This window comes from Photorhabdus akhurstii, assembly GCF_018448925.1.
Lineage (GTDB): Bacteria > Pseudomonadota > Gammaproteobacteria > Enterobacterales > Enterobacteriaceae > Photorhabdus > Photorhabdus akhurstii.
In genome coordinates this window covers 1-21,049 of the sequence record NZ_RCWE01000015.1, presented here as the reverse complement: position 1 = coordinate 21,049, position 21,049 = coordinate 1, and the positions used below count along the sequence as shown (strand labels likewise).

The following is a 21,049-nucleotide window of genomic DNA, read 5'->3' as shown; positions in this document are numbered from 1 at the left end:
CCGGTAGAACAGTTGGCTTTTAATCAATGGGTTGCAGGTTCGAGCCGAGCGAAGCGAGACAACAGCGCGTAAGCGCTGGCCCGAAGGGCGAGGCCACAGGCCGAGTCATCCTGCACGACCCACCATCTTGAAACTTCATTCAAAACCAATTCCCTTAGATAAGTCGTTAGCTCAGCCGGTAGCGCAGTTGACTTTTAATTAATGAGTCGCACAGGTTCGAGCCGAGCGAAGCGAGGCAACAGCGCGAGAGCGCTGGCCCGAAGGGCGAGGCCACAGGCCGAGTCATCCTGCACGACCCACCATCTTAAAGCTTCATTTAAAACTCAGTTCCCTAGATAAATCGTTAGCTCAGTCGGTAGAGCAGTTGACTTTTAATCAATTGGTCGCAGGTTCGAGCCGAGCGAAGCGAGACAACAGCGCGTAAGCGCTGGCCCGAAGGGCGAGGCCACAGGCCGAGTCATCCTGCACGACCCACCATCTTGAAACTTCATTCAAAAACAAATCCCTCAGATAAGTCGTTAGCTCAGTCGGTAGAACAGTTGGCTTTTAATCAATGGGTCGCAGGTTCGAGCCGAGCGAAGCGAGACAACAGCGCGTAAGCGCTGGCCCGAAGGGCGAGTCATCCTGTACGACCCACCATCTTAAAGCTTCATTCAAAACAAATTCCCTAGATGGGTCGTTAGCTCAGTCGGTAGAGCAGTTGACTTTTAATCAATGGGTCGCAGGTTCGAGCCGAGCGAAGCGAGACAACAGCGCGTAAGCGCTGGCCCGAAGGGCGAGGCCACAGGCCGAGTCATCCTGCACGACCCACCATCTTAAAGCTTCATTTAAAACCCATTTCCCTAGATAGATCGTTAGCTCAGTTGGTAGAACAGTTGGCTTTTAATCAATGGGTCGCAGGTTCGAGCCGAGCGAAGCGAGACAACAGCGCGTAAGCGCTGGCCCGAAGGGCGAGGCCACAGGCCGAGTCATCCTGCACGACCCACCGTCTTGAAACTTCATTCAAAAACAAATCCCTCAGATGGGTCGTTAGCTCAGTCGGTAGAGCAGTTGACTTTTAATCAATGGGTCGCAGGTTCGAGCCGAGCGAAGCGAGACAACAGCGCGTAAGCGCTGGCCCGAAGGGCGAGGCTCCAGGCCGAGTCATCCTGCACGACCCACCATCTTAAAGCTTCATTCAAAACCAATTCCCTAGATGGGTCGTTAGCTCAGTCGGTAGAACAGTTGACTTTTAATCAATGGGTCGCAGGTTCGAGCCGAGCGAAGCGGGATAACAACATGTAATTGCAAAGCCCACAATAAATTGTTTAAAAGAATGCGAACTTATTTACTTGTAGGGTAATTATGTTGCACTTACTATTCGAAACTATCATATTATTCTATAAATAATATATTTATTACTGTAGAAAACCTCTGACAATTCATTAAAAACATAGTCTAATTTTGATAAATAACAATGAAATATTCTTACATCTCAAATGATTAACCATTACATGTAATTAATAGTAATAAATAACCCAAAATTTTGAAATTACAAACATATCTATTACTTTAAAATTAAACGTCTAAACGACATTCATCATTATTTCATTTCTAGAAGTATACCAATGTATAGCTCATAATTAACCTGGCTGATTTTAATACTGATATTTAATATGCTCCAGAAAACATTCTGCTTACTAATCATTTAATACTGATATGACAATGAGGTTATCTTATTATTTTTACGTCACTGATAAAGTTCAATATTTAACTACTCGGAGTAAATGCTAATTTAAATTTCACCGATAAGGTCACATGCTATATAAACAGTCAAATAACCGTAATAATAAGGAAACAATAAAATGGCACGAGTATATATAAACCCCAATCAGACTCTTGATATTTATAAGAACGGCAGTATATTAGTCCCCGCTCATCAACCTCATATAACTATAAAAAACGTTAGTTTAGCGCTAGTTAAAGTGAGTGGTTACTGGGCGTCCTTAGTCGGAGATTATACTCTGTATAATTCTATAGAGATCTATCCCGGCAGAAGTGAAATACTTATACCGCCTCCTAATCTTATTTACTACTATAAAGTTACAGCTACTAATCTCGCCAGTTATTTAAACGCAGAAATTGAAGTGGAGGTTGGATCGAATAATAATCCTCTCCTTTAATCTGAGTGGGCCCCGGTAGAAAATGTCCAAGGCTGGTCAACATCATGATACACCTCTGATCAGCACTACAGTGGCATTAGTCAGGGCATTCTGTCGATATTTGTGAAATGGTGCTAAGGCGTACGGGGAAAAAGTTCTGTCATACATTAAGAACAGGCATAGAGGAGATCTCATTGAATTGGTTGAGCAATCGGTGGACACAAACACTCTATGCCTGTCTCATGTCCTGGCGACTTCTCAGTGTTCTCGATTTGTTTTACCAATTGCCGGCTTTAAATCTTTGGCCGTCAATCCAGATTGTTCCATTCTGAATTTGATAGTTTCGATTGGGTCTGGTGGGTCGATGGGATAGTGTTCTGCTTCGTAGGCTTCAATCAATAGAACCATAACTTCCATATAATTGAATTCAGGTGTGCCGATTTCAGGTTGATTATCAAACAGAGAAGCGACAGTTTTTAATGCTTCTTGATAATCTTGTTTTGTTCTAATGGGTTTAATATTCATTGTTCACTCTGGCTCTACTTTGTCGATAACCGCGTTAACCCGGTAGATCCATCATATTATTGAAATCTTCCAGTGTCATCACTTTCATTTACCGATTAGATATTTTTTTCCAAATGCTAGAACATTCAGTTTGGAGTTTAAAATAGAAAAAATTACAGGATGAAATAGAAAGAATAAAATAAAAATAATTTCCAGATGTTAAATATAAATTTATAGGGTATATTTTGATTTAGAAATGTTGAACCACATTCTTTTTTTGGACTAGACTTTAATTAGTGTGAATTGAAAGGGAGACTATTTTTACAATAATTTAATATATTGATTATAAGATAACATTGTTTAAATTAAGGAGAAAGTGCATGAGTCACAAGAATGATTTTAAGGCTTTTTCTATTAGTAATAATGCGAATATAATTAGTCAAGAAATATATGAAGAAAGTGAGGGTTTACTGACTGGATTTCCACCAAATACTATTTCTATTGATTTATTAAATAAAGTTCTTCGCCAGTCATCAATTATATCATCTGTGGTAGCTGATTTTATCGCTACACAATCTAGCGATAATATTCTAGATGATGGTGATATAATTAAACTCACAGCCCAATTAAACAGAGCGCTAGAACAAAAAATCACAGCAGAAGTTCCAAATGCCTCATTAACACAGAAAGGTATTGTTCAGCTTACAGATGTAGTGGGCAATAGTGATACATTGGTTGTCACTCAAAAGCTAGCCCAGGAAATAATAGGTTCATTGCGTGAAAATATTAATGACAGAGTGCCCAATAGCCGAAAGGTGAATGGGAAAACATTGTCTACTGACATTAGTTTAGAGGCTGAGGATATAGGTGCATATACCAAGGCAGAAGTTAATAATCTAGTCAATGCAGTTAATAATATTCCTGTGGGTGTTCCTATTCCCTGGCCTACAGTTATACCACCAGCTGGGTGGCTGCAATGTAACGGAGCAGAGTTCGATAAAACAGCTTACCCACAATTAGCGGCGGCGTACCCTACAGGGAAATTACCTGACCTGCGTGGAGAATTTATTCGTGGTTGGGATGATAGTCGAGGTGTTGATAGTGGTCGTATTATTTTAAGCGCACAGACTGACAACACAAAAAGAATACAACTTTCTCAAGGGAATGAGAGAAGAAAATACCTTTCTAATTATCAAGGACCTGTAGATGGATACCAATACCCGCTCGGTAGGGATGTTACAGGTGACGCAACTGTTACATCAATTGCTAACAATACCGGCGGTCACGAAACCCGTCCCCGCAATATTGCATTTAATTACATAGTGAGAGCAGCATAATCGCCGAATAAAAATACTCTTTAAAAGCCAAAAATATAAGAAGCCGTTTTGCTTGAATGGAAAAAATATCGGGTATTACTGAGCATAACAGATATTTTACAAGCTTCCTATATTGAATGGCTGGATAAACTGAGGTAATAACAAAGCCGGTTAGCCCGGCTTTATTTTTTATTCTGAAAACTAAATCTGTCACTGGTGAGCTATTTCTTTTCTGGCTAACTCAGCTAGAAAAGCAGAGCGGTTTTTGTAGTGTCCGTTTTTTTCAATGTAGCGATCTATGGCAGTTAATAGATTGCCAGGCATAGTTAAATTGAACTTTATGGCTTTTGACTCATATTTCGCTGGATCTAACTCGATGAGGGCAATAACCCCTCCATCTTCAGACAAGCGAGGATCACCGATGTAATCAGAAGAGTTTTTAGGGGCGGGGACATAGCCGCCGTGTTCGATTAAAACTTCCATGTGCTGCGCGAACGCTTTTTCAGCATCCCGAATAGCATCTTCTAAGGTATTGCCAGCAAAGAAACAGCTTTCAACATCGGGGAAGTAACCGTCAAACCCATCTTCTGTTTTAAATATAAAGAGTGGATAAATCATAGTATTACCTCTTAATTTGATCATGAGCTTTGCATAGAAAGGGCGGCATAACTGTGCCCGTTATCATAGTAATTTCAGCCCTGAAATATTTTGTGCCTGCCGGATAACACCTTTTGATGAGCCTTTTCTTGGGTGCGGTATTGTGATTATTTTTGCAACACCGGGTTTAGTTAGAGTGATGTGACTACCGTCTTGTCTGGCCTTAACCCATCAGTCAGCTATTAGGAGTTTTATTAGCTCTGCACTACCCATAAATCCTCCGTTTGGTTAATGTATGAGTATAATACCTATACATTAATTCTATTATCAATATATTTGTGGGTGTTATGCCTACTTTTTATGGGTGTGAAACATGATCAATGTAACAATCAGAGGCCGAAAAGGTGATAACGGACATCCAATTACACTAATTGAAGCTTCAAATATCATTGATAATTGGTTATCAGAAATATATAAAAAGGAGGAAAGGTGTGGTTAGTAAATAACGTCGGTTAGCCCGGCTTTATTTTTTTAGATTCTGAGGTGTACTGGCTAGGGAAACCTGTTAGGATTACGATAGGCTAAGACCCTCACATAAAATCATTAGAGCAATTCGCAAAAGAGGCACTCAGAATTAGATGCCTGTTGCCATTTCAAAAAAGTTCAACTTTTCGGTTTAATACCCCGTTTCCGTAGTTTCTTACGCTAATTGCTTACGAAGTTTTTCTATGAAATGACAGGAATAAGAGAAAAATAATTTTCAGATATTAAATATAAATTGGCTGTATGTTTTAGATTCTAAAATGTTGAACTACTTATTGCTGCCAATGATACAAAAACGGTTAACCTTATAAGTAATAAGAACACAGTATTATATTTTTCCTGAACTAGACTTTTATTATCCTGAATTATAGGGGGTTGTTTTTACAATAATTTAAGGTGTTGATTATAAAATAACATGATTTAATTTAAGGAAAGTATATGAGTCAAAAGAATGATTTTAAGGCTTTTTCTATTAGTAATAATGCAAATGTAATTAGTCAAGAAAAATATGAGCAAAGCCAGGGGTTGCAGACAGGGTTTTCTCCAGATAATGTTCCCACTCACTTATTAAATAAGGCGTTGCGTCAGTCATCAACCATATCATCTGTCGTCGCTGATTTTATCGCGACACAATCTGGCAATGATGTTCTTGATGATGGAAATGTAGCCAAACTCACCGCTCAATTAAATAAAGCGATAGAACAAAAAATTACGACAGACATTCCCAGTGCCTCATTAACACAAAAAGGCGTTGTTCAGCTGACAAATGTGATTGGCAATAGTGATACATTGGCAGTGACGCAAAAGTTTGTTAAGGAAGAAATAAATTCATTACGTGAGTATACTTATACTCGTGAAGAGATAGATAACCGGATTAAAGCTGCCAGTGAAATTCCTGCTGGTTCTCCTATTCCGTGGCCGTTGCCTTATCCACCTGTTGGCTATCTCACTTGTAACGGCTCATCTTTTAATAAATTGCAGTATCCGAAGTTGGCGGAAGCTTATCCTGACGGTAAATTACCTGATTTAAGAGGCGAATTTATCCGGGGATGGGATGATGGCCGTGGTGTTGATCCCGGTCGCATGTGCGGTACGTGGCAAACAGATACAATGCAGAAATTAGGTGGGGCACTTGAAGGCGGTAATAACATCGGCATGATGACGCGACCGCATGACAGCACGAGCGGCGTGTTTTCGGAAGGACCGGCTCGTACAATCGTTTATCAGCAAGTTGCAGGTACCGGGTATGTAATCTATTTTGATAATTCAAATGTTGCGAGAACATCACATGAAAATAGACCCCGTAACATTGCATTTAACTACGTTGTAAGGGCTGCATGATTATAGTGGCCGAAGCAGTTTGAAGTAAGAATAAAGCCGGTTAGTCTGGCTTTATTTTTTTATTCTGAAAATAGAGAAAGGATAATGTGTCGTATTTATGCTATGAAATTGTAGAATAGTATCAATATCCTTAGATACTTGTGTCTAGATGCCAGAAGATTCAGTCTGGAATTTAAAATAGAAAGAGTCACAGGACGATATAGAAAGAATAAGAGAAAAATAATTTCCAGATGTTAAATATAAATTTGAGGAGTATATTTTCGAGTTAAAAATGTTGAACTACATTCTTTTTATGAACTAGACTTTAATTGGATTAAATTGCAGGAGGATTATTTTTACAATAATTCAATATATTGATTATAAAATAACATGATTTAATTTAAGGAGAAAGTACATGAGTCATAAGAATGATTTTAAAGCTTTTTCTATTAGTGATAATGCAAATGTAGTTAGTCAAGAAGGATATGAAGAAGATAAGGATTTGCTGACTGGGTTTACATCATGTGATGTTCCCACTCACTTGTTAAATAAGGTATTACGTCAATCATCAACAATATCATCAGTCATTGCTGATTTTATCGCGACACAATCTGGTGATGATGTTCTGGATGATGGTGATATAGCCAAACTTACCGCTCAACTAAATAAAGCGTTAGAACGAAAATTTACAACAGAAATTCCTGGTGCTTCATTAATACAAAAAGGTGTTGTTCAATTGACTGATCAGGTCGGTAACAGTGATACATTGGCAGTGACGCAAAAATTGGTTCAGGAAATAGTAAACTCACTGTATGAAAATATTAATAGCAGAGTGCTTAATAGTCGAAAAGTGAATGGTAAAGTGTTAGATGAGGATATTAATTTGAATGCGGCGGATGTGGGAGCGTATTCGAGAGAAGAAATAGATAAGCAAAATAAAGAAGCTAATAATATTCCTGTTGGTGTTCCAATTCCTTGGCCATTGCCTTATCCACCTATCGGCTATCTCACTTGTAACGGCGCATTTTTCAATAAATTACAGTACCCAAAGTTAGCAGAAGCTTATCCTGATGGCAGATTACCTGATTTAAGAGGAGAGTTTATTCGTGGTTGGGATGATAGTCGAGGTGCTGATAGTGGACGTGGCATTTTGTCTTGGCAAGAAGGGTCTTATTTAGTACAAGAAATTAATAATCCGCCTAATTGTGTTGTTAACTTCTCGCTAAATAATAGAGCAGAACTGAATTGGGATGTTCCAGCCGGGAATGTTAAAGTAAATGGACGAGGAGTAGGAGGAGCAGGAAATTGGATTACAGATACAAATTTTTTTGGTGTCACCCGTCCCCGTAATATAGCATTTAATTACGTAGTGAGAGCAGCATGCGGCATAATGGCTGAACAAAAAAATTCTTTAGAACCTGAAACGGCAGTATTAGGTAAAGATGGGTTAGCAAAAAAAGCCGGCTGGCTGACAATTTATCATGCAGCACCGTATTCCCGTGAGTTTATTTTTACTCGCCCGGAATATTTAATGGAAGGAGTAGGGCTACCAGCTAGTTCCTATACTGATGCGCCAGAACTTCCAGATTCTGATAACAAAGCGGTCTGTCGTAGTGAAGATGGTAAATATTGGGAAATTGTACCCGATTATAGGGGGAAAATAGCTTACAGCACGCAAACTCATTTGCCGATTAAGATAACAGAAATCGGTGAGTTATCAGATACGCTAACATTCAAGAAACCTGCTACTCATTTTGATAAGTGGACCGGAAAAGAGTGGGTCACTGATGAGGCCGCAGTAAAAGCCAGTCAGATTGAACAAGCAGAGCAACAGCGAGATACATTGCGTCAACATGCAAATGAAGTAGTTACATTACTGCAACATACCGTTGATGTTGAAATGGCGACGGAAGCAGAGAAAATAGTATTGATGGCTTGGAAAAAGTATTTTGTATTATTGAGTCGTGTTGATGTTCTGCAAGCTCCTGATATTGAGTGGCCGGAGCAGCCAAGTAATTGAAGCCGGGTAACCGGCTTTATTTTTTACTCTGAAAACAGAGAAAGAGTAATGTGTCGTATTTGTGCAATGAAATTGCAGAATAGTGTCAATATTCTTAGCATGGCAAGATGTACTGGCAACAAATGCGTATATCTGCGTATCATAGAAGCACTTTCCCAACTCCCCCATTTCTTGTGTAATGCTGAAAGTGATTCTGGATTGTATCAACCAGCTTGCCCACATATACCGCAGAGTGTGGAAACAAAAATCTTCAATACCAGATACTTGTGTCTAGATGCCAGAAGATTCAGTTTGGAACCGGAGGCAAAAAAAGTTACAGGAAGGTATGGAGAATAAATGCAGTTATTTTAGGAATGTATAAGAACTATCCAGATATGCTATTGTCTAATTGATGAACTATATGAGTTTCACTTGATTTGTAGAAATGAAACTTTGTTATTAATATTCAAGTAGAACTACTCACTATGACATGGATTTATCAACAGTACAGCGGTGAAATTTATCACGATACAAAGCTTATTGGCCACGGTTGGAGTGGTCAGGGTATACATAAGAATAATCCTGCATCAGAAGGTATAAAAAGCTTAGGTCCTATACCCAGAGGTTATTATAAAATAACCGGTGAAAATAACTCAAAAGGCCCCATGACTATTATCCTTGCCCCATGTAGTTGTAATGATATGCATGGACGTAGTGCTTTTAGAATTCACAGTGCTAGCAGAAAAGATCCCCAACATTCATCAGAAGGTTGTATAATTCTTAATAGAGATATACGACGTGAGATATTGCTCTCGCACAATACGGATTTGGTTGTCGAATGAAAAGATTAATATTGATATTAACTGCGATGCTTTTTACTGCTAACGCTGTGGCGGGAACAAGATCTGATGATTGTGCAGATATTAACGGTTGGAATGTTCAACAAGTAATACAGAAAGCTGAACAAAAAGGTATTATTAAGTCTGATAACGTTGATATCTCAAAGAGTGCTAGCATTCTGTTAAATGAACTTCCTCTGAAACACAATGGTAGGATAATTACGTTAAATGATGGAGTGGAAGGGGAAAAACTCTCTACTGAGGTGATAAAGGTTTCTTTGTTTGATAAATCAAGAAATTCGACAGTAAATATTATTGCTGTCACCTTAGTATCAAACATCGAATGTTCGTTAACAGATCCTAGTATTATAGTCATTCCATAAACCAATTCTATCAAGCAACGGAATAGATAAGGAAATAAAAGCCGGTTAGCCCGGCTTTATTTTTATTCTGAAAACTGAAATAGAGAGGATAATGTGTCGTATTTGTGCGGTGAAATTTCAGAGTAACATCGATATTCTTGCATGGGGTTTTACAGGATGAAATAGAAGAAATAATAAAGAAATAATTTCCAAATATTAAATATAAATTGGCGGGATATTTTAGATTCTAAAATGTTGAACTACTTATTACTGCCAATGATACAAAAACGATTAACCTTATAAGTAATAAGAACACAGTATTATATTTTTCCTGAACTAGACTTTGATTAGCCTGAATTGCAGGAGACTATTTCTACAATAATTCAAAATGTTGATTATAAAGTCACATTATTTAATTTAAGGAAAATATATGAATTCTAAAAATGATTTTAAAGCTTTTTCTATTAGTGATAATGCGAATGTCATTAGTCAAGAAAAATATGAACAAAGCCAGGGGTTGCAGACAGGATTCTCTCCGGATAATGTTCCCACCCACTTGTTAAATAAGGTATTACGTCAGTCATCAACCATATCATCTGTCGTCGCTGATTTTATTGCGACACGATCTGGCAATGATGTTCTGGATGATGGAAATGTAGCCAAACTTACTGCTCAGTTAAATAAGGCGATAGAACAAAAAATTACAACAGATATTCCCAGTGCTTCATTAACACAAAAAGGTGTGGTTCAGCTGACAAATGTGATTGGCAATAGTGACACATTGGCGGTTACACAAAAGCTTGTTCAGGACGTAATAAATTCATTACGTGAAGAGATTAATATACCTGTGGGTTCTCCTATTCCCTGGCCGCTAATCTATCCACCTTTCGGTTATTTCATTTGTAATGGTTCACCTTTTAATAAATTACAGTATCCGAAGTTGGCGGAGGCTTATCCTAGCGGTAGATTACCTGATTTAAGAGGAGAATTTATCCGCGGATGGGATGATAATCGAGGTGTTGATGGTGGTCGTGGGCTTTTGTCTTGGCAGGGAGATGCAATCAGAAATATTACGGGATCGACTCAAGTTATACATGCCCAGATGGGCGGTGCTCCTCAGACGCCTGTTGTGATTGGGGTCATGGCATCGTCACGATATGCTACGGCAGAAACACGTTCAGCAAATGGCGGCGCTAGTTCTGATCTTACCTATTTTGACATTGATGCATCAAGACAAGTCCCAACCGCTAACGAAAATAGACCTCGTAACGTGGCATTTAACTATATTGTAAGGGCAGCGTAATTTTAGTGGGCGGTACAGCTTAAAGTAAGAATAAAGCCGGTTAGTTTGGCTTTATTTTTTTATTATTTTTATATCCAGATGGCCTTAATTCAGAAATACAAAAAGTGTCACCGTTTCCAGCGGATATTGACACTAGCGATGCTGGTTTATGCACTAATTAGTTATCACTATATAATAAAAGTAAATTTTTTAGTTATTTCAATTGAATCTAAGAAATCACCAACTTTACTTGAATTAGAATGCGTTCTATGGCTTCCAGAAATAATTCCAAATTTCATTAGGTTTCTTCACGTGATATATTTTGAATACCTTTTAACACCAATATCAAAAACCAATTTCGCTATAAAAATTAAAATCAATGTTACCAAAGTTTGAATAAAAAACCATTTCATACTCATTATTCCACTTGCTACTGAAGCTGGAACACCCGTTATAAATAGACACGGAAGTATGAACATTAAAATAAAACGAACTACACCATGAAAAGATTGTTCAGGTCTCACCAATACTTTAAAACAAGGATTTGAGTTTTTAATACTAATTAATGAATTTGTCCAAAATATTGTTGTTCTTATGATCCATGTAATTGAAGTAAGTATTAAGACTCCCTCTAATGCCATTATAAAATGTAAAAAAACCAACAAAATATTAGTGCCAAGGTAAATATGTACAGTAAAAAATAATACTAAAGATAGGAATGACAACAAAAAATGCTCAAATGCAATATTTGTAGCGACATATAAGAATTGAGTATTTATAGGTAACGTTAAATGAGGTTCTAATTTTAATGATTTGACTTTTTTAACCAGCAAGAGGCTTCCTTTACCAAATAAAAAAAGATAAAAATTATCGACTAAACATACCGTAGTAAAAAATATAATAATAAAATCATCAGATAAAATATAACCTGAAGATTGTGAATTTAAAATAGCATACCAAAAGAAAGCTTGTGCTATATAGTAACTAAAATTAACAAAAGCGGATAACCAAAAATTTAATGGGCTTTTTTTTGCTTCTGACAATCCACTTTTAAAACCAATAAATATAATTTTAAGCATTGCCATTATACCCTTGATTGTATTTTAACATATAATTCCAGATAAAATTAAAAATCATCATTAAGAGCATCATGATTAAAAATCCATTAAATATAAAATAAATAGATGTTGAATTTGTCGCAATTTTAACTGGAATATAGGTAATGTATTGAAATGGAATATAGTTAAATATTGATTTTAAAGAATCACCAAACACATCTAATGGTATTAACGCACCTGAAAGGACCCATGATAAAGTATCCTTAATAATTATAAAAGAATACGAGCCTCTAAATTTGAATGCCATACATGACAATATCATTGTTAAGTACAAGTTGATAAACAACCCTATACATAAAGAAATAAATAGATATATAAAATTAGGAATGTCCTTTTGGTATATAATTATGAATAAAATTAATGGTGACATTATAAATAATCTAGCTAATATCTGCCCCAAAGCATATTCCGAATAATATAATAGTATTGATTTTGGCATTGTAATTAGTCTATCTATACTACCATCTTCAATATGGAACGATAAATTTTCTGGAAACCCGGTAATACTTGTTAATTGAAATATAATAACAGACCATAATATATAAACTATTATCTCATCATGCGTATAGTTAACAAAACCATTTGATTTTGTCATGGTGTCCCAAAAAGATAGTTCAACCGCATATAATGTTATAATTATAAATAAGTAACCAAATATTATATTCTTCGCCCTAATGGTTTCAATAAAAGAAAATTTAATTATCACAGAAAAGTCCCTCTAGATATAGTGCATTCTTTTCTTTCGAATTATTCTTATCTAGATTTATTTTTGATATTTCACCATCCTTCAAGAAGATAATATCCTTGCAAACATCTGCAATATCTATCATATTATGTGAGGTAATTAGTATTTTACTTTCATTATTTTGAGCATAATCTTTTAATATATTGCGTAATAGAATTTGTGATTCTATATCTAATCCGATAGTTGGTTCATCCAATATCAGTAATTTTGGCCTATTAAGAAAGTGTATTAATAAGTTGGATTTCACAGATTGACCTAAAGAACACGTTTTTGCAGGTTTTTCTGCTATACTTCTAAGGTTCAACATTTCTATCATATTATCAACACTATTCTTATCATAATTACGTTTATATATCTTAGAAAAAAGCTCAATATTTTCATAGAGGGATAGCTCCTCCCAAAGCATTGGTTTATTGCCAAAAACGATACCAAGATTAGATAAAAGATTAAGAGGTCTTCCTCTTGAATTAATGCCAAAAACGGTAATATTTCCAGAATTTGGAGTTAAAATACCGGAAATCAGTTTTATTAAAGTTGTTTTTCCTGCGCCATTCTTCCCCAGTAATCCTATAATCTTGCTATCGTTAAATATTTCAATATTTATATTTTCAAATAAAACCACTTCGACTTCATTTAATGAAAATATATTTTTAAAAATATTTTTCTTAATTTCTCTACTTTTATAACTAAAGCATAAATCAGTGATTTTTATCATTTTAATTTACTATTTTTGTAAGTAATATGTCATTATTATGCATGATATATTCTTTTACTTTACTATTTCTACCATAAACAATAAATTTCTCTTTATCTATATTCATTATTCCTTTCGCATAATCTTGATCCAAAAATAACTTATCTAATATTTCACTAGTTTATAAATGCCAACTTAAAATATAGCGGCTTTAACTGAATTTATATTAAAATTAATATTTGTTGTCAAATTAGAAAACAAGTTTGTTAACAAAAATGCTGAACCACATCACAGAGCGGACTCTTTATTAGATGTTGTACTTACTCTTTTATGTAAAAATTTAAAACCACCGGTTTTAACTGGTGGTTTTATGGTGGATGGGTTTTAAGCGATTGTTAAAAGTCATAGTTTTAACTCCAGGGTTTAATCGGTATCAGGTTTTAACAGTTGTTTTACCACTTTTTACGTCTGCTTTTTATCAATTTTAATCATCATGGTATATCTGGTTTTATGTTTAAAAACATTAATCATACTCGCTTTCTATCTTTACTGACAATCTTAAGTGGTTTTCATCAGTCGCTACCCTTTATGTTTTTTCGGATAATCAAGTTCTCTCAGAACTTAAATCCTGCCATATTAACCGTTTTCACCGCTTTTTTATTTTGCTATCTTTTATGGTTTACTTCATAAAATAACGGAGAGAAAACACTTAAATACCAGTCTATTAGGATAATGTTTTTGTGTTCTAATTTTTTTAACTCACTGTTAATGGTTAATGGATTTCTACTGAATTCAATTAACTCTCTTTCTAGAAAACATATTTATTATTAATTTTAATTCGCTGTTAAAAAGATGATAAACCGGTAAAATGATTCTCATGCCGAAAATCTTCTTACTTTTTAATTAAAAAATAATTTAATAAATGACTTTAACAAAACAGCATTTAAAAATATAATAATGTTTTCTGTTTTCTGTTTTCTGTTTTCTGTTTTCTGTTTTCTGTTTTCTGTTTTCTGTTTTCTGTTTTCTGTTTTCTGTTTTCTGTTTTCTGTTTTCTGTTTTCTGTTTTCTGTTTTCTGTTTTCTGTTTAGCCTTCACCACAGACGAAAATATCTCGCGATAAATTACTATAAATCGATCATTTTGTTTAGTATATTAAACAAAACTAGGCGGATTTTCGGACTAAAAACCAAAGTTTTCGCTTTTTAAAACCATATACTAAACAGTGAGTCAGCGTAATGAACCAGTATATTGATTTTAATTCAACTATTTATCCATTCCCTCCTAAACCTGCTTTTCTCAGTAAGGATGAAAAAAAACATTGCCGTGAAAAAATTAAACGCCTTCTGAAACAGCAGGATGCTGTTATGGTTGCACATTATTACACCGATCCTGAGATCCAGGCTTTAGCAGAAGAGACCGGAGGATGTGTTGCAGATTCACTGGAAATGGCTCGTTTTGGTAATAAGCATCCCGCCTCTACTTTATTAGTTGCCGGTGTGCGATTTATGGGAGAAACCGCCAAAATTCTCAACCCTGAGAAGCGCGTTTTAATGCCAACGTTGGAAGCTGAGTGTTCTCTAGATCTTGGTTGCCCTGAAAAAGAGTTTACCCAGTTTTGTGATGACAATCCTGATCGTACCGTCGTGGTTTATGCAAATACATCAGCAGCCGTTAAAGCACGAGCGGATTGGGTTGTGACTTCAAGTATTGCTGTTGAGCTGATCGATTATCTGGATAGTCAGGGGAAGAAGATAATTTGGGCGCCTGATCGCCACTTGGGGAATTATGTCCGTAAACAAACAGGAGCCGATATTCTTTGTTGGCAAGGGGCTTGTATTGTTCATGATGAATTTAAAACTCAGGCTTTGATCAGGGTAAAAGGTCTGTATCCCGATGCCGCGGTATTGGTTCATCCTGAATCACCGCAAGCTGTTATTGATCTGGCTGATGCTGTTGGCTCGACCAGTCAATTAATCAAAGCCGCCCAATCTTTGCCGCATCAGAAACTGATTGTGGCAACAGATAAAGGTATCTTTTATAAAATGCAGCAAGTATGTCCTGAGAAGCAGTTATTTGCAGCGCCTACGGCTGGGGAGGGGGCGAGTTGCCGTAGTTGTGCTCACTGTCCGTGGATGGCAATGAATGGCTTACAAGCCATCGTTCAGGGACTGGAACGGGGAGGGGATCAGCATGAAATATTGGTTGAAAAAGAATTGCGGGAAAAGGCATTGCTTCCTTTAAATAGGATGCTTGATTTTGCAACTCAGTTAAAATAGGAAATTGAATAGTGAGAGTAATATTTTATTGTAGATAATAATAGGATATAACAGATGGATTTTTTCAGTATTAACAACATATTAGTCAATATACCTCTGGGAAAGGGAGGATATGATTTATCGTGGATTGAAGCAGTAGGTACGATCGCCGGTTTGTTATGTATTTGGTTTGCCAGTCAGGAGAAGATAATTAACTATTTGTTTGGACTCATTAATGTCACATTATTTGCTGTGATTTTCTTTCAAATTCAACTTTATGCCAGTTTATTGCTGCAATTATTCTTCTTTGCGGCAAATATTTATGGTTGGTATGCCTGGAGCAGGGTTAATGAGCAGCAGCAGATTGAACTTAAAATACGTTGGTTAAGTTTGAATAAGGCGGCAATAATTGGTCTAATTTCTGTGCTATTAATTGCCATGATGACTTTTAATATTGATCGGGTCTTTGGCTATCTGACTCAGATTGCCGTTATGATGATGCAAAAATTTGGCTTTAATGTTCAGATGCCGATGTTGGAGCCTGATGCGTTCCCATTCTGGGATTCGACAATGACGGTGCTATCCATTGTGGCAATGGTTCTGATGACCCGCAAATATGTTGAAAACTGGTTGGTGTGGATAGTTATCAATGTGATAAGCGTTGTTATCTATTTCCATCAAGGCGTGCTGGCAATGTCGTTGCAGTATGTGATTCTGTTGGGCATTGCATTTAATGGCTCCCGTTTGTGGATTCAGGCAGCTAAGGAAAACCATTCTTTGCCATTATCCCATAGGAAATAGTTTCCTAACTATGCCAGAGAATTGTTTTGTCGATTTCTGGCATATTTTTAGGTATTTACTTTGATAATTCTCATTTCTAAAGATATTTCAACCATAAGAATAGAGCTAACCACATTTAACTATATCTTGCTATGTCTTGAGTTAAGCATTGATTTATTTATTCTCTACAAAGAATATTTACAGTTTGGCTTCTAACAGTTAGATTAAAATCACAAGATTGCTTTAATTAAATATACAAAGATGTTAGATGAGAGAGGGCTATGAATTATCAGAATGATGATATAAGAATTAAAGAGATAAAAGAATTATTACCTCCTGTGGCACTACTTGAAAAATTTCCAGCAACTGAAAAGGCTGCATTTACAGTACGTAAGGCTCGCAAAACGATTCATCAAATTCTGACGGGGGAAGATGATCGTCTGTTGGTTGTGATTGGGCCATGTTCTATTCATGATCCTAAAGCAGCAATGGAATATGCCGGGCGGCTGAATGAATTGCGTGAGGAGCTGAAAGAGGATCTGGAAGTTGTCATGCGAGTTTATTTTGAGAAACCGCGCACAACCATTGGCTGGAAAGGGTTAATTAATGACCCTCATATGAATCACAGTTTTGATATTAATGACGGTTTGCGTTTAGCTCGTCAGTTGTTGCGGGATATTAATGACATGGGGCTACCGGCTGCGGGTGAGTATCTGGATATGATTTCTCCACAGTATTTAGCCGATTTGATGAGTTGGGGGGCAATTGGCGCTCGTACAACGGAATCTCAGGTCCATCGTGAGTTGGCTTCTGGTCTTTCCTGTCCGGTTGGTTTTAAAAATGGCACCGATGGTGCGATAAAAGTTGCCATTGATGCGATTAATGCGGCAGGTTCCCCCCACAGTTTTCTTTCTGTCACTAAGTGGGGACATTCCGCGATTGTGAATACCAGCGGAAACAACGATTGTCATATTATCCTGCGTGGTGGTAAAGAGCCGAATTATAGTGCCGAACATGTTGCTGCCGTGAAACAAGAGCTGGAAAAAGCGGGTTTGCCGGCAAGGATTATGATTGATTTCAGTCATGCCAATAGTTGTAAACAATTTAAAAAACAAATGGATGTGTGTTCAGATGTGAGTCGGCAGCTTATCGCTGGGGAGAAAGCGATTATTGGTGTCATGGTAGAAAGTCATTTGGAAGAGGGAAATCAGAATCCGGATAGCGGTCTGCCATTGGTATACGGTAAAAGTATTACTGATGCTTGCATTGGTTGGGCTGACACTGAAATTTTGTTACGTCAATTGTCGTCGGCAATAAAAGCGCGTCGTGGCTGATAACATTTTTCCAATGTGAAAAAACCGGAATCGACAACTCCGGTTTTTTATGTTTGCTGGAAAATACGCTGTCAGCAATTTTTTATAGCAAGGAAATTACTTTGCCTTACCTTGGTTGGCTACTGCCGCGGCTTTTGCTGCAATTTCATCAGCGTTACCCAGATAGTAATGTTTGATTGGTTGCATGTTTTCGTCGAATTCATAAACCAAAGGTACTGCTGTTGGGATATTTAGCTCAAGAATGGCTTCTTCGCTCATATTGTCCAGATATTTAACCAAAGCGCGTAAAGAATTACCGTGCGCTGCGATAATCACTTTCTCGCCTTGAGCGACACGCGGTTTGATAACTTCTTCCCAGTAAGGGATCACGCGTTCAATAGTCGTTGCCAGACTTTCAGTCACGGGTAACTCTTCTGGTTTTAAATTCGCATAACGTGGATCGTGGCCTGGGAAACGTTCATCATCTTTAGTTAAATCTGGTGGGGTGATAGCAAAACCACGACGCCACAGTTTAACCTGATCATCGCCGTATTTAGCTGCGGTTTCTGATTTGTCCAGACCTTGCAGAGCGCCATAATGACGCTCATTCAGTTTCCAGCTTTTTTCAACCGGCAACCACTGTTGATCAACTTGATCCAGAATGTTCCACAGCGTATGGATAGCGCGTTTTAGCACCGAGGTGTAGGCAAAATCAAAAACAAAACCTTCTTCTTTCAACAGTTGCCCTGCTTGTTGAGCCTCGGCGCGACCTTTTTCAGATAATGCGACATCAGTCCAGCCAGTGAAACGGTTCTCTTTGTTCCACTCGCTTTCGCCATGTCTTACCAGAACCAGTTTAGTGACAGCCATAGCTTAAACTCCTTAAAAATCAAACTTAATGATAATTGAACGCATTATATTGCCCTATGCACCAGAACAGCAATCAATAGTCTTGTTTCAAGCTTTATTTGCTTGGAAAGCTGAATTTCTTGCAGATTGCTGAATAGATACCGGGCAAATTTGACACGTTTATAGTGCGCTCACCAACTTGATTGGGTAAGTAAAGAACAGCAAATGAACCAAATTGAGTGAGAAATGGAACCCAACAGCGACCCACAGACGGCCGCTCCACATCCACGCTAGTCCATATATTAATCCTGCAAGCGTAGCAAAAATCATCAGTAATGGGCCGCCGACGAAGTGTGCGCCGCCAAAAATCAAAGCGGTGATGATCAGGGCAAAATAGGGGTTAATCCACTGACTTAACCTCTGTTGGATATAGCCACGGAATAGCGCTTCTTCTGCCAGAGAAACGAAAAAAATATTTGCCAGCATAAACATTGGCAACCATTGTGGCGTATGCAGCTCAACCGCTAGTCCTCCCAAGGCTGTTGCAATACCGAGTAGTGCAGGAATGGCAACAGTCAAGATTATCCACGCATAAGGGCGAACCTTTGCCAGTGGTTTTGTTGTAAATAGGCCGGGCATGCAGCATAACAGCAGGAAAGGAATGAGTGCTTTGTCAAAGTTGAAATACATTGAGAATGGGGCGCTATGAGGGCCTATTTGAACTTTATCGAGATATTTCAGGTTATTAAAACCGGGGAGCAGATGTAGGAATAATGCCGCTGCAAAGGCGAGTAATAGCAGCTCAGTGGTTATTTTAATGGTGTTATTTTGCTGAAAATAGATACGTAGCGCACCTAACAAAAAAATAATCGCAATAGTGGCGATTGCCGGATAAATCATAGTTTGCGTGACGAATCCGGTAATAATCGCAGCCAGTAGAACAATAAGTGCAGTTGTGCGGTGTATCGCTAATAACGCTAGTGATGTAGCAAGTAAACCCCAAATCATATAATTTCCCTTTATTTTTAACAAATTAAAAAACGATCTGAAAAGCAGATCAAAAATCGATGATGAATGTTATTTAGTGAGCAAAAAATAATAATGCATAATAACTAAATTGCGATGCTTTTTTAACTGGTCGGAGAAGAAACCCATCGGTGATAATTATTTTTTGGTCAAAATTCGGTTAATGGGAAAGCTGTGTTATTAGTAAGGTTTATTTCTGATATATTGGACAGAGCAGCCACTTGTATAAACAATCGGTGGCTGTCAGGTTGGGTTTGATCGAGTACAAATCCGTTTATTTTCGTGTACTGATTTTAACCTCCAGCTCACCTTTATTATCTGTCAATCCGGCGCCATAACGTCCTTTTAAATCATCATTGATACAAAGCTGTAATTCACCAGATAACCCACTCGGGACACTAGCTTCACGGCCAATCAAAAAAACGGTTTCACCGACACGGCCTACCAGTGCTCCTACTGGCTGGCCTGGCAATGTGTAGTCTTCCTGGGCAATATGAGCCTTATCTCCTTCGGCCTGACAATTGTTATACCGTGGGTTAAAAGACCATGTGCCGCTGAGATAGGTAATTGTGGTTGTCAGATTTGTATTAACTGTCACATTGCTATTCTGCCAAGGTTTATCCGCAGATACAGATATGGTTACTGGATACAAAATATTGGCCGCTAATTCAGCTTCTTGGGCTTGAAAGCCAGCTCCACCCAAGGCTGCGATTAACTCCGGGCGAGTTGTTGCTGGATACACTTTAGGATCAAGCAACATTTGACCAACGTCTAGCGGATCAAGCGTTGGGAAGTGCTTGTGCAGTGCAATTGCAATCTCGCTAATAGGGAAGTCAAGCTGGCGTAAAATAGCGGCGATATCAATGGGGTAAAGTGGGGTCAGAGAGACTTCACGTAGAGCATTAGCAATAGTGTTGTTATCCCTTTTAGCAAAATCCGCCGTAAACCCTCGCCCAATGCGGGCGGTGATATAAGGCGAAAAGCCCGTAGGGCTTTCAGGTTATTAACCATCACGCTCATTGCCAGCCCGGGGGGGGGACACGGCCAAAAAAAGCGGTTAAAATACATCAACTATACCGATGAGCGCTGATGATGTTAAGAGCCACCAAAGTCCGCATTTACCCGACACCCGAACAGGCTGATTATCTCAATGCTCAGTTCGGTGCGGTTCGTTTCGCGTACAACAAGGCGCTCCACATCAAGAAGCACGCTTATCAACGCCACGGGGTGAACCTCAGCCCGCGTAAAGACCTCAAGCCCTTACTGTCAGTGGCGAAAAAATCCCGCCGGTATGCCTGGCTCAAAGCGTATGACGCCATCGCCTTGCAGCAGGCGGTGATTAACCTCGATATGGCGTTTTCCC

The 21,049-nt window shown here is 37.9% G+C and carries 19 protein-coding genes, 2 tRNA genes, 5 other RNA genes and 3 pseudogenes (1 of these 29 cut by a window edge); 20 read left to right on the top strand and 9 right to left on the bottom strand.

The window, feature by feature from the left end; translation table 11 throughout:
* The 8 genes from EAE93_RS15740 to EAE93_RS15705 all read left to right on the top strand — a co-directional run.
* A non-coding RNA gene (locus tag EAE93_RS15740) (RtT sRNA) lies at positions 1 to 125 on the top strand; it begins 5 nt to the left of the window's first position.
* Positions 126 to 167: 42 nt separating this feature from the next.
* A non-coding RNA gene (locus EAE93_RS15735) (RtT sRNA) lies at positions 168 to 302 on the top strand.
* A gap of 42 nt (positions 303 to 344) precedes the next feature.
* Positions 345 to 477, top strand: a non-coding RNA gene (locus tag EAE93_RS15730) — RtT sRNA.
* A 42-nt stretch (positions 478 to 519) separates the two neighbouring features.
* A non-coding RNA gene (locus tag EAE93_RS15725) (RtT sRNA) lies at positions 520 to 639 on the top strand.
* Positions 640 to 673: 34 nt separating this feature from the next.
* Positions 674 to 813, top strand: a tRNA-Lys gene (locus tag EAE93_RS15720).
* A gap of 45 nt (positions 814 to 858) precedes the next feature.
* Positions 859 to 988: non-coding RNA, RtT sRNA (locus EAE93_RS15715), on the top strand.
* Between the two features lie 35 nt (positions 989 to 1,023).
* A tRNA-Lys gene (locus EAE93_RS15710) sits at positions 1,024 to 1,163 on the top strand.
* Positions 1,164 to 1,844: 681 nt separating this feature from the next.
* Positions 1,845 to 2,162, top strand: coding sequence for a hypothetical protein (locus EAE93_RS15705; protein WP_036812860.1), 318 nt, complete (start codon positions 1,845 to 1,847; stop codon positions 2,160 to 2,162).
* A gap of 246 nt (positions 2,163 to 2,408) precedes the next feature.
* On the opposite strand, the pseudogene EAE93_RS15700 reads toward EAE93_RS15705, so the two are convergent.
* Positions 2,409 to 2,666, bottom strand: a pseudogene (locus EAE93_RS15700) (helix-turn-helix domain-containing protein); the annotation flags it as partial.
* Positions 2,667 to 3,025: 359 nt separating this feature from the next.
* On the opposite strand from EAE93_RS15700, the gene EAE93_RS15695 reads away from it, so the two are divergent.
* Together EAE93_RS15695 and EAE93_RS25610 are read left to right on the top strand one after the other, a co-directional pair.
* Positions 3,026 to 3,982, top strand: a complete 957-nt coding sequence (locus EAE93_RS15695) for a phage tail protein (RefSeq protein ID WP_214040059.1) — start codon at positions 3,026 to 3,028, stop codon at positions 3,980 to 3,982.
* A 48-nt stretch (positions 3,983 to 4,030) separates the two neighbouring features.
* On the top strand, positions 4,031 to 4,120 hold the full coding sequence (locus EAE93_RS25610; protein WP_144408124.1) for a tail fiber assembly protein: 90 nt from the start codon (positions 4,031 to 4,033) through the stop codon (positions 4,118 to 4,120).
* 51 nt (positions 4,121 to 4,171) lie between these two features.
* Here EAE93_RS25610 and EAE93_RS15685 read toward each other — a convergent pair whose 3' ends face one another.
* Together EAE93_RS15685 and EAE93_RS25325 are read right to left on the bottom strand one after the other, a co-directional pair.
* A complete protein-coding gene (locus EAE93_RS15685) occupies positions 4,172 to 4,579 on the bottom strand; it encodes a type II toxin-antitoxin system HicB family antitoxin (RefSeq protein WP_036812864.1) in 408 nt (135 codons plus the stop codon).
* Positions 4,580 to 4,642: 63 nt separating this feature from the next.
* A pseudogene (locus tag EAE93_RS25325) lies at positions 4,643 to 4,777 on the bottom strand (type II toxin-antitoxin system HicA family toxin); the annotation flags it as partial.
* A gap of 762 nt (positions 4,778 to 5,539) precedes the next feature.
* On the opposite strand from EAE93_RS25325, the gene EAE93_RS15675 reads away from it, so the two are divergent.
* From EAE93_RS15675 to EAE93_RS15650, 6 genes and pseudogenes are all read left to right on the top strand, one after another.
* The gene (locus EAE93_RS15675) at positions 5,540 to 6,442 is read left to right on the top strand and encodes a tail fiber protein (protein ID WP_040152891.1); all 903 of its coding nucleotides are present in this window, start codon (positions 5,540 to 5,542) and stop codon (positions 6,440 to 6,442) included.
* A 394-nt stretch (positions 6,443 to 6,836) separates the two neighbouring features.
* Positions 6,837 to 7,583 (top strand): annotated as a pseudogene (locus tag EAE93_RS15670) (tail fiber protein); the annotation flags it as partial.
* 228 nt (positions 7,584 to 7,811) lie between these two features.
* Complete coding sequence (locus tag EAE93_RS15665) at positions 7,812 to 8,441, top strand: tail fiber assembly protein (protein ID WP_214040096.1); 630 nt, start codon at positions 7,812 to 7,814, stop codon at positions 8,439 to 8,441.
* 464 nt (positions 8,442 to 8,905) lie between these two features.
* Complete coding sequence (locus tag EAE93_RS15660; RefSeq protein ID WP_214040058.1) at positions 8,906 to 9,262, top strand: tlde1 domain-containing protein; 357 nt, start codon at positions 8,906 to 8,908, stop codon at positions 9,260 to 9,262.
* Positions 9,259 to 9,642 carry a hypothetical protein gene (locus EAE93_RS15655; RefSeq protein ID WP_214040057.1) on the top strand — a complete coding sequence of 128 codons (384 nt, stop codon included), beginning with the start codon at positions 9,259 to 9,261 and terminating at the stop codon, positions 9,640 to 9,642. The genes EAE93_RS15660 and EAE93_RS15655 overlap by 4 nt, the downstream gene beginning before the upstream one ends.
* A 409-nt stretch (positions 9,643 to 10,051) precedes the next feature.
* Positions 10,052 to 10,924 carry a tail fiber protein gene (locus EAE93_RS15650; protein WP_214040056.1) on the top strand — a complete coding sequence of 291 codons (873 nt, stop codon included), beginning with the start codon at positions 10,052 to 10,054 and terminating at the stop codon, positions 10,922 to 10,924.
* Between the two features lie 287 nt (positions 10,925 to 11,211).
* On the opposite strand, the gene EAE93_RS15645 is transcribed toward EAE93_RS15650, so the two are convergent.
* Genes EAE93_RS15645 through EAE93_RS15635 form a run of 3 tightly spaced genes read right to left on the bottom strand, consistent with a single transcriptional unit; the run spans position 11,212 to position 13,481 of the window.
* Positions 11,212 to 11,988 (bottom strand): ABC-2 family transporter protein, encoded by a 777-nt coding sequence (locus tag EAE93_RS15645; RefSeq protein ID WP_250151051.1) that lies wholly within the window; start codon positions 11,986 to 11,988, stop codon positions 11,212 to 11,214.
* Entirely contained in the window at positions 11,975 to 12,727 is a 753-nt protein-coding gene (locus EAE93_RS15640) for an ABC-2 family transporter protein (protein ID WP_105399807.1), read from the bottom strand. Before EAE93_RS15640 ends, EAE93_RS15645 begins: the two co-directional genes overlap by 14 nt.
* Positions 12,717 to 13,481 (bottom strand): ATP-binding cassette domain-containing protein, encoded by a 765-nt coding sequence (locus tag EAE93_RS15635; protein WP_214040055.1) that lies wholly within the window; start codon positions 13,479 to 13,481, stop codon positions 12,717 to 12,719. The genes EAE93_RS15640 and EAE93_RS15635 overlap by 11 nt, the downstream gene beginning before the upstream one ends.
* 1,217 nt (positions 13,482 to 14,698) lie before the next feature.
* Here EAE93_RS15635 and nadA point away from each other — a divergent pair.
* The 3 genes from nadA (at position 14,699) to aroG (ending at position 17,832) form a co-directional block, all read left to right on the top strand.
* A complete protein-coding gene (gene nadA / locus EAE93_RS15625; protein WP_214040053.1) occupies positions 14,699 to 15,739 on the top strand; it encodes a quinolinate synthase NadA in 1,041 nt (346 codons plus the stop codon).
* Between the two features lie 54 nt (positions 15,740 to 15,793).
* On the top strand, positions 15,794 to 16,519 hold the full coding sequence (gene pnuC, locus EAE93_RS15620; RefSeq protein WP_040152299.1) for a nicotinamide riboside transporter PnuC: 726 nt from the start codon (positions 15,794 to 15,796) through the stop codon (positions 16,517 to 16,519).
* A 260-nt stretch (positions 16,520 to 16,779) separates the two neighbouring features.
* Positions 16,780 to 17,832, top strand: a complete 1,053-nt coding sequence (aroG, locus tag EAE93_RS15615) for a 3-deoxy-7-phosphoheptulonate synthase AroG (RefSeq protein ID WP_040152302.1) — start codon at positions 16,780 to 16,782, stop codon at positions 17,830 to 17,832.
* A gap of 96 nt (positions 17,833 to 17,928) precedes the next feature.
* Here the strand turns inward: aroG and gpmA are convergent, their stop codons facing one another.
* The 3 genes from gpmA to EAE93_RS15600 form a co-directional block, all read right to left on the bottom strand.
* Positions 17,929 to 18,681 carry a 2,3-diphosphoglycerate-dependent phosphoglycerate mutase gene (gpmA, locus tag EAE93_RS15610; RefSeq protein ID WP_214040052.1) on the bottom strand — a complete coding sequence of 251 codons (753 nt, stop codon included), beginning with the start codon at positions 18,679 to 18,681 and terminating at the stop codon, positions 17,929 to 17,931.
* Positions 18,682 to 18,840: 159 nt separating this feature from the next.
* Complete coding sequence (locus EAE93_RS15605) at positions 18,841 to 19,665, bottom strand: CPBP family intramembrane glutamic endopeptidase (protein WP_201447508.1); 825 nt, start codon at positions 19,663 to 19,665, stop codon at positions 18,841 to 18,843.
* A gap of 295 nt (positions 19,666 to 19,960) precedes the next feature.
* Entirely contained in the window at positions 19,961 to 20,446 is a 486-nt protein-coding gene (locus EAE93_RS15600; protein ID WP_214040051.1) for a hypothetical protein, read from the bottom strand.
* 332 nt (positions 20,447 to 20,778) lie between these two features.
* On the opposite strand from EAE93_RS15600, the gene EAE93_RS15595 reads away from it, so the two are divergent.
* A partial coding sequence (locus EAE93_RS15595) for a helix-turn-helix domain-containing protein (RefSeq protein ID WP_036812720.1) occupies positions 20,779 to 21,049 on the top strand: 271 nt, incomplete at its 3' end.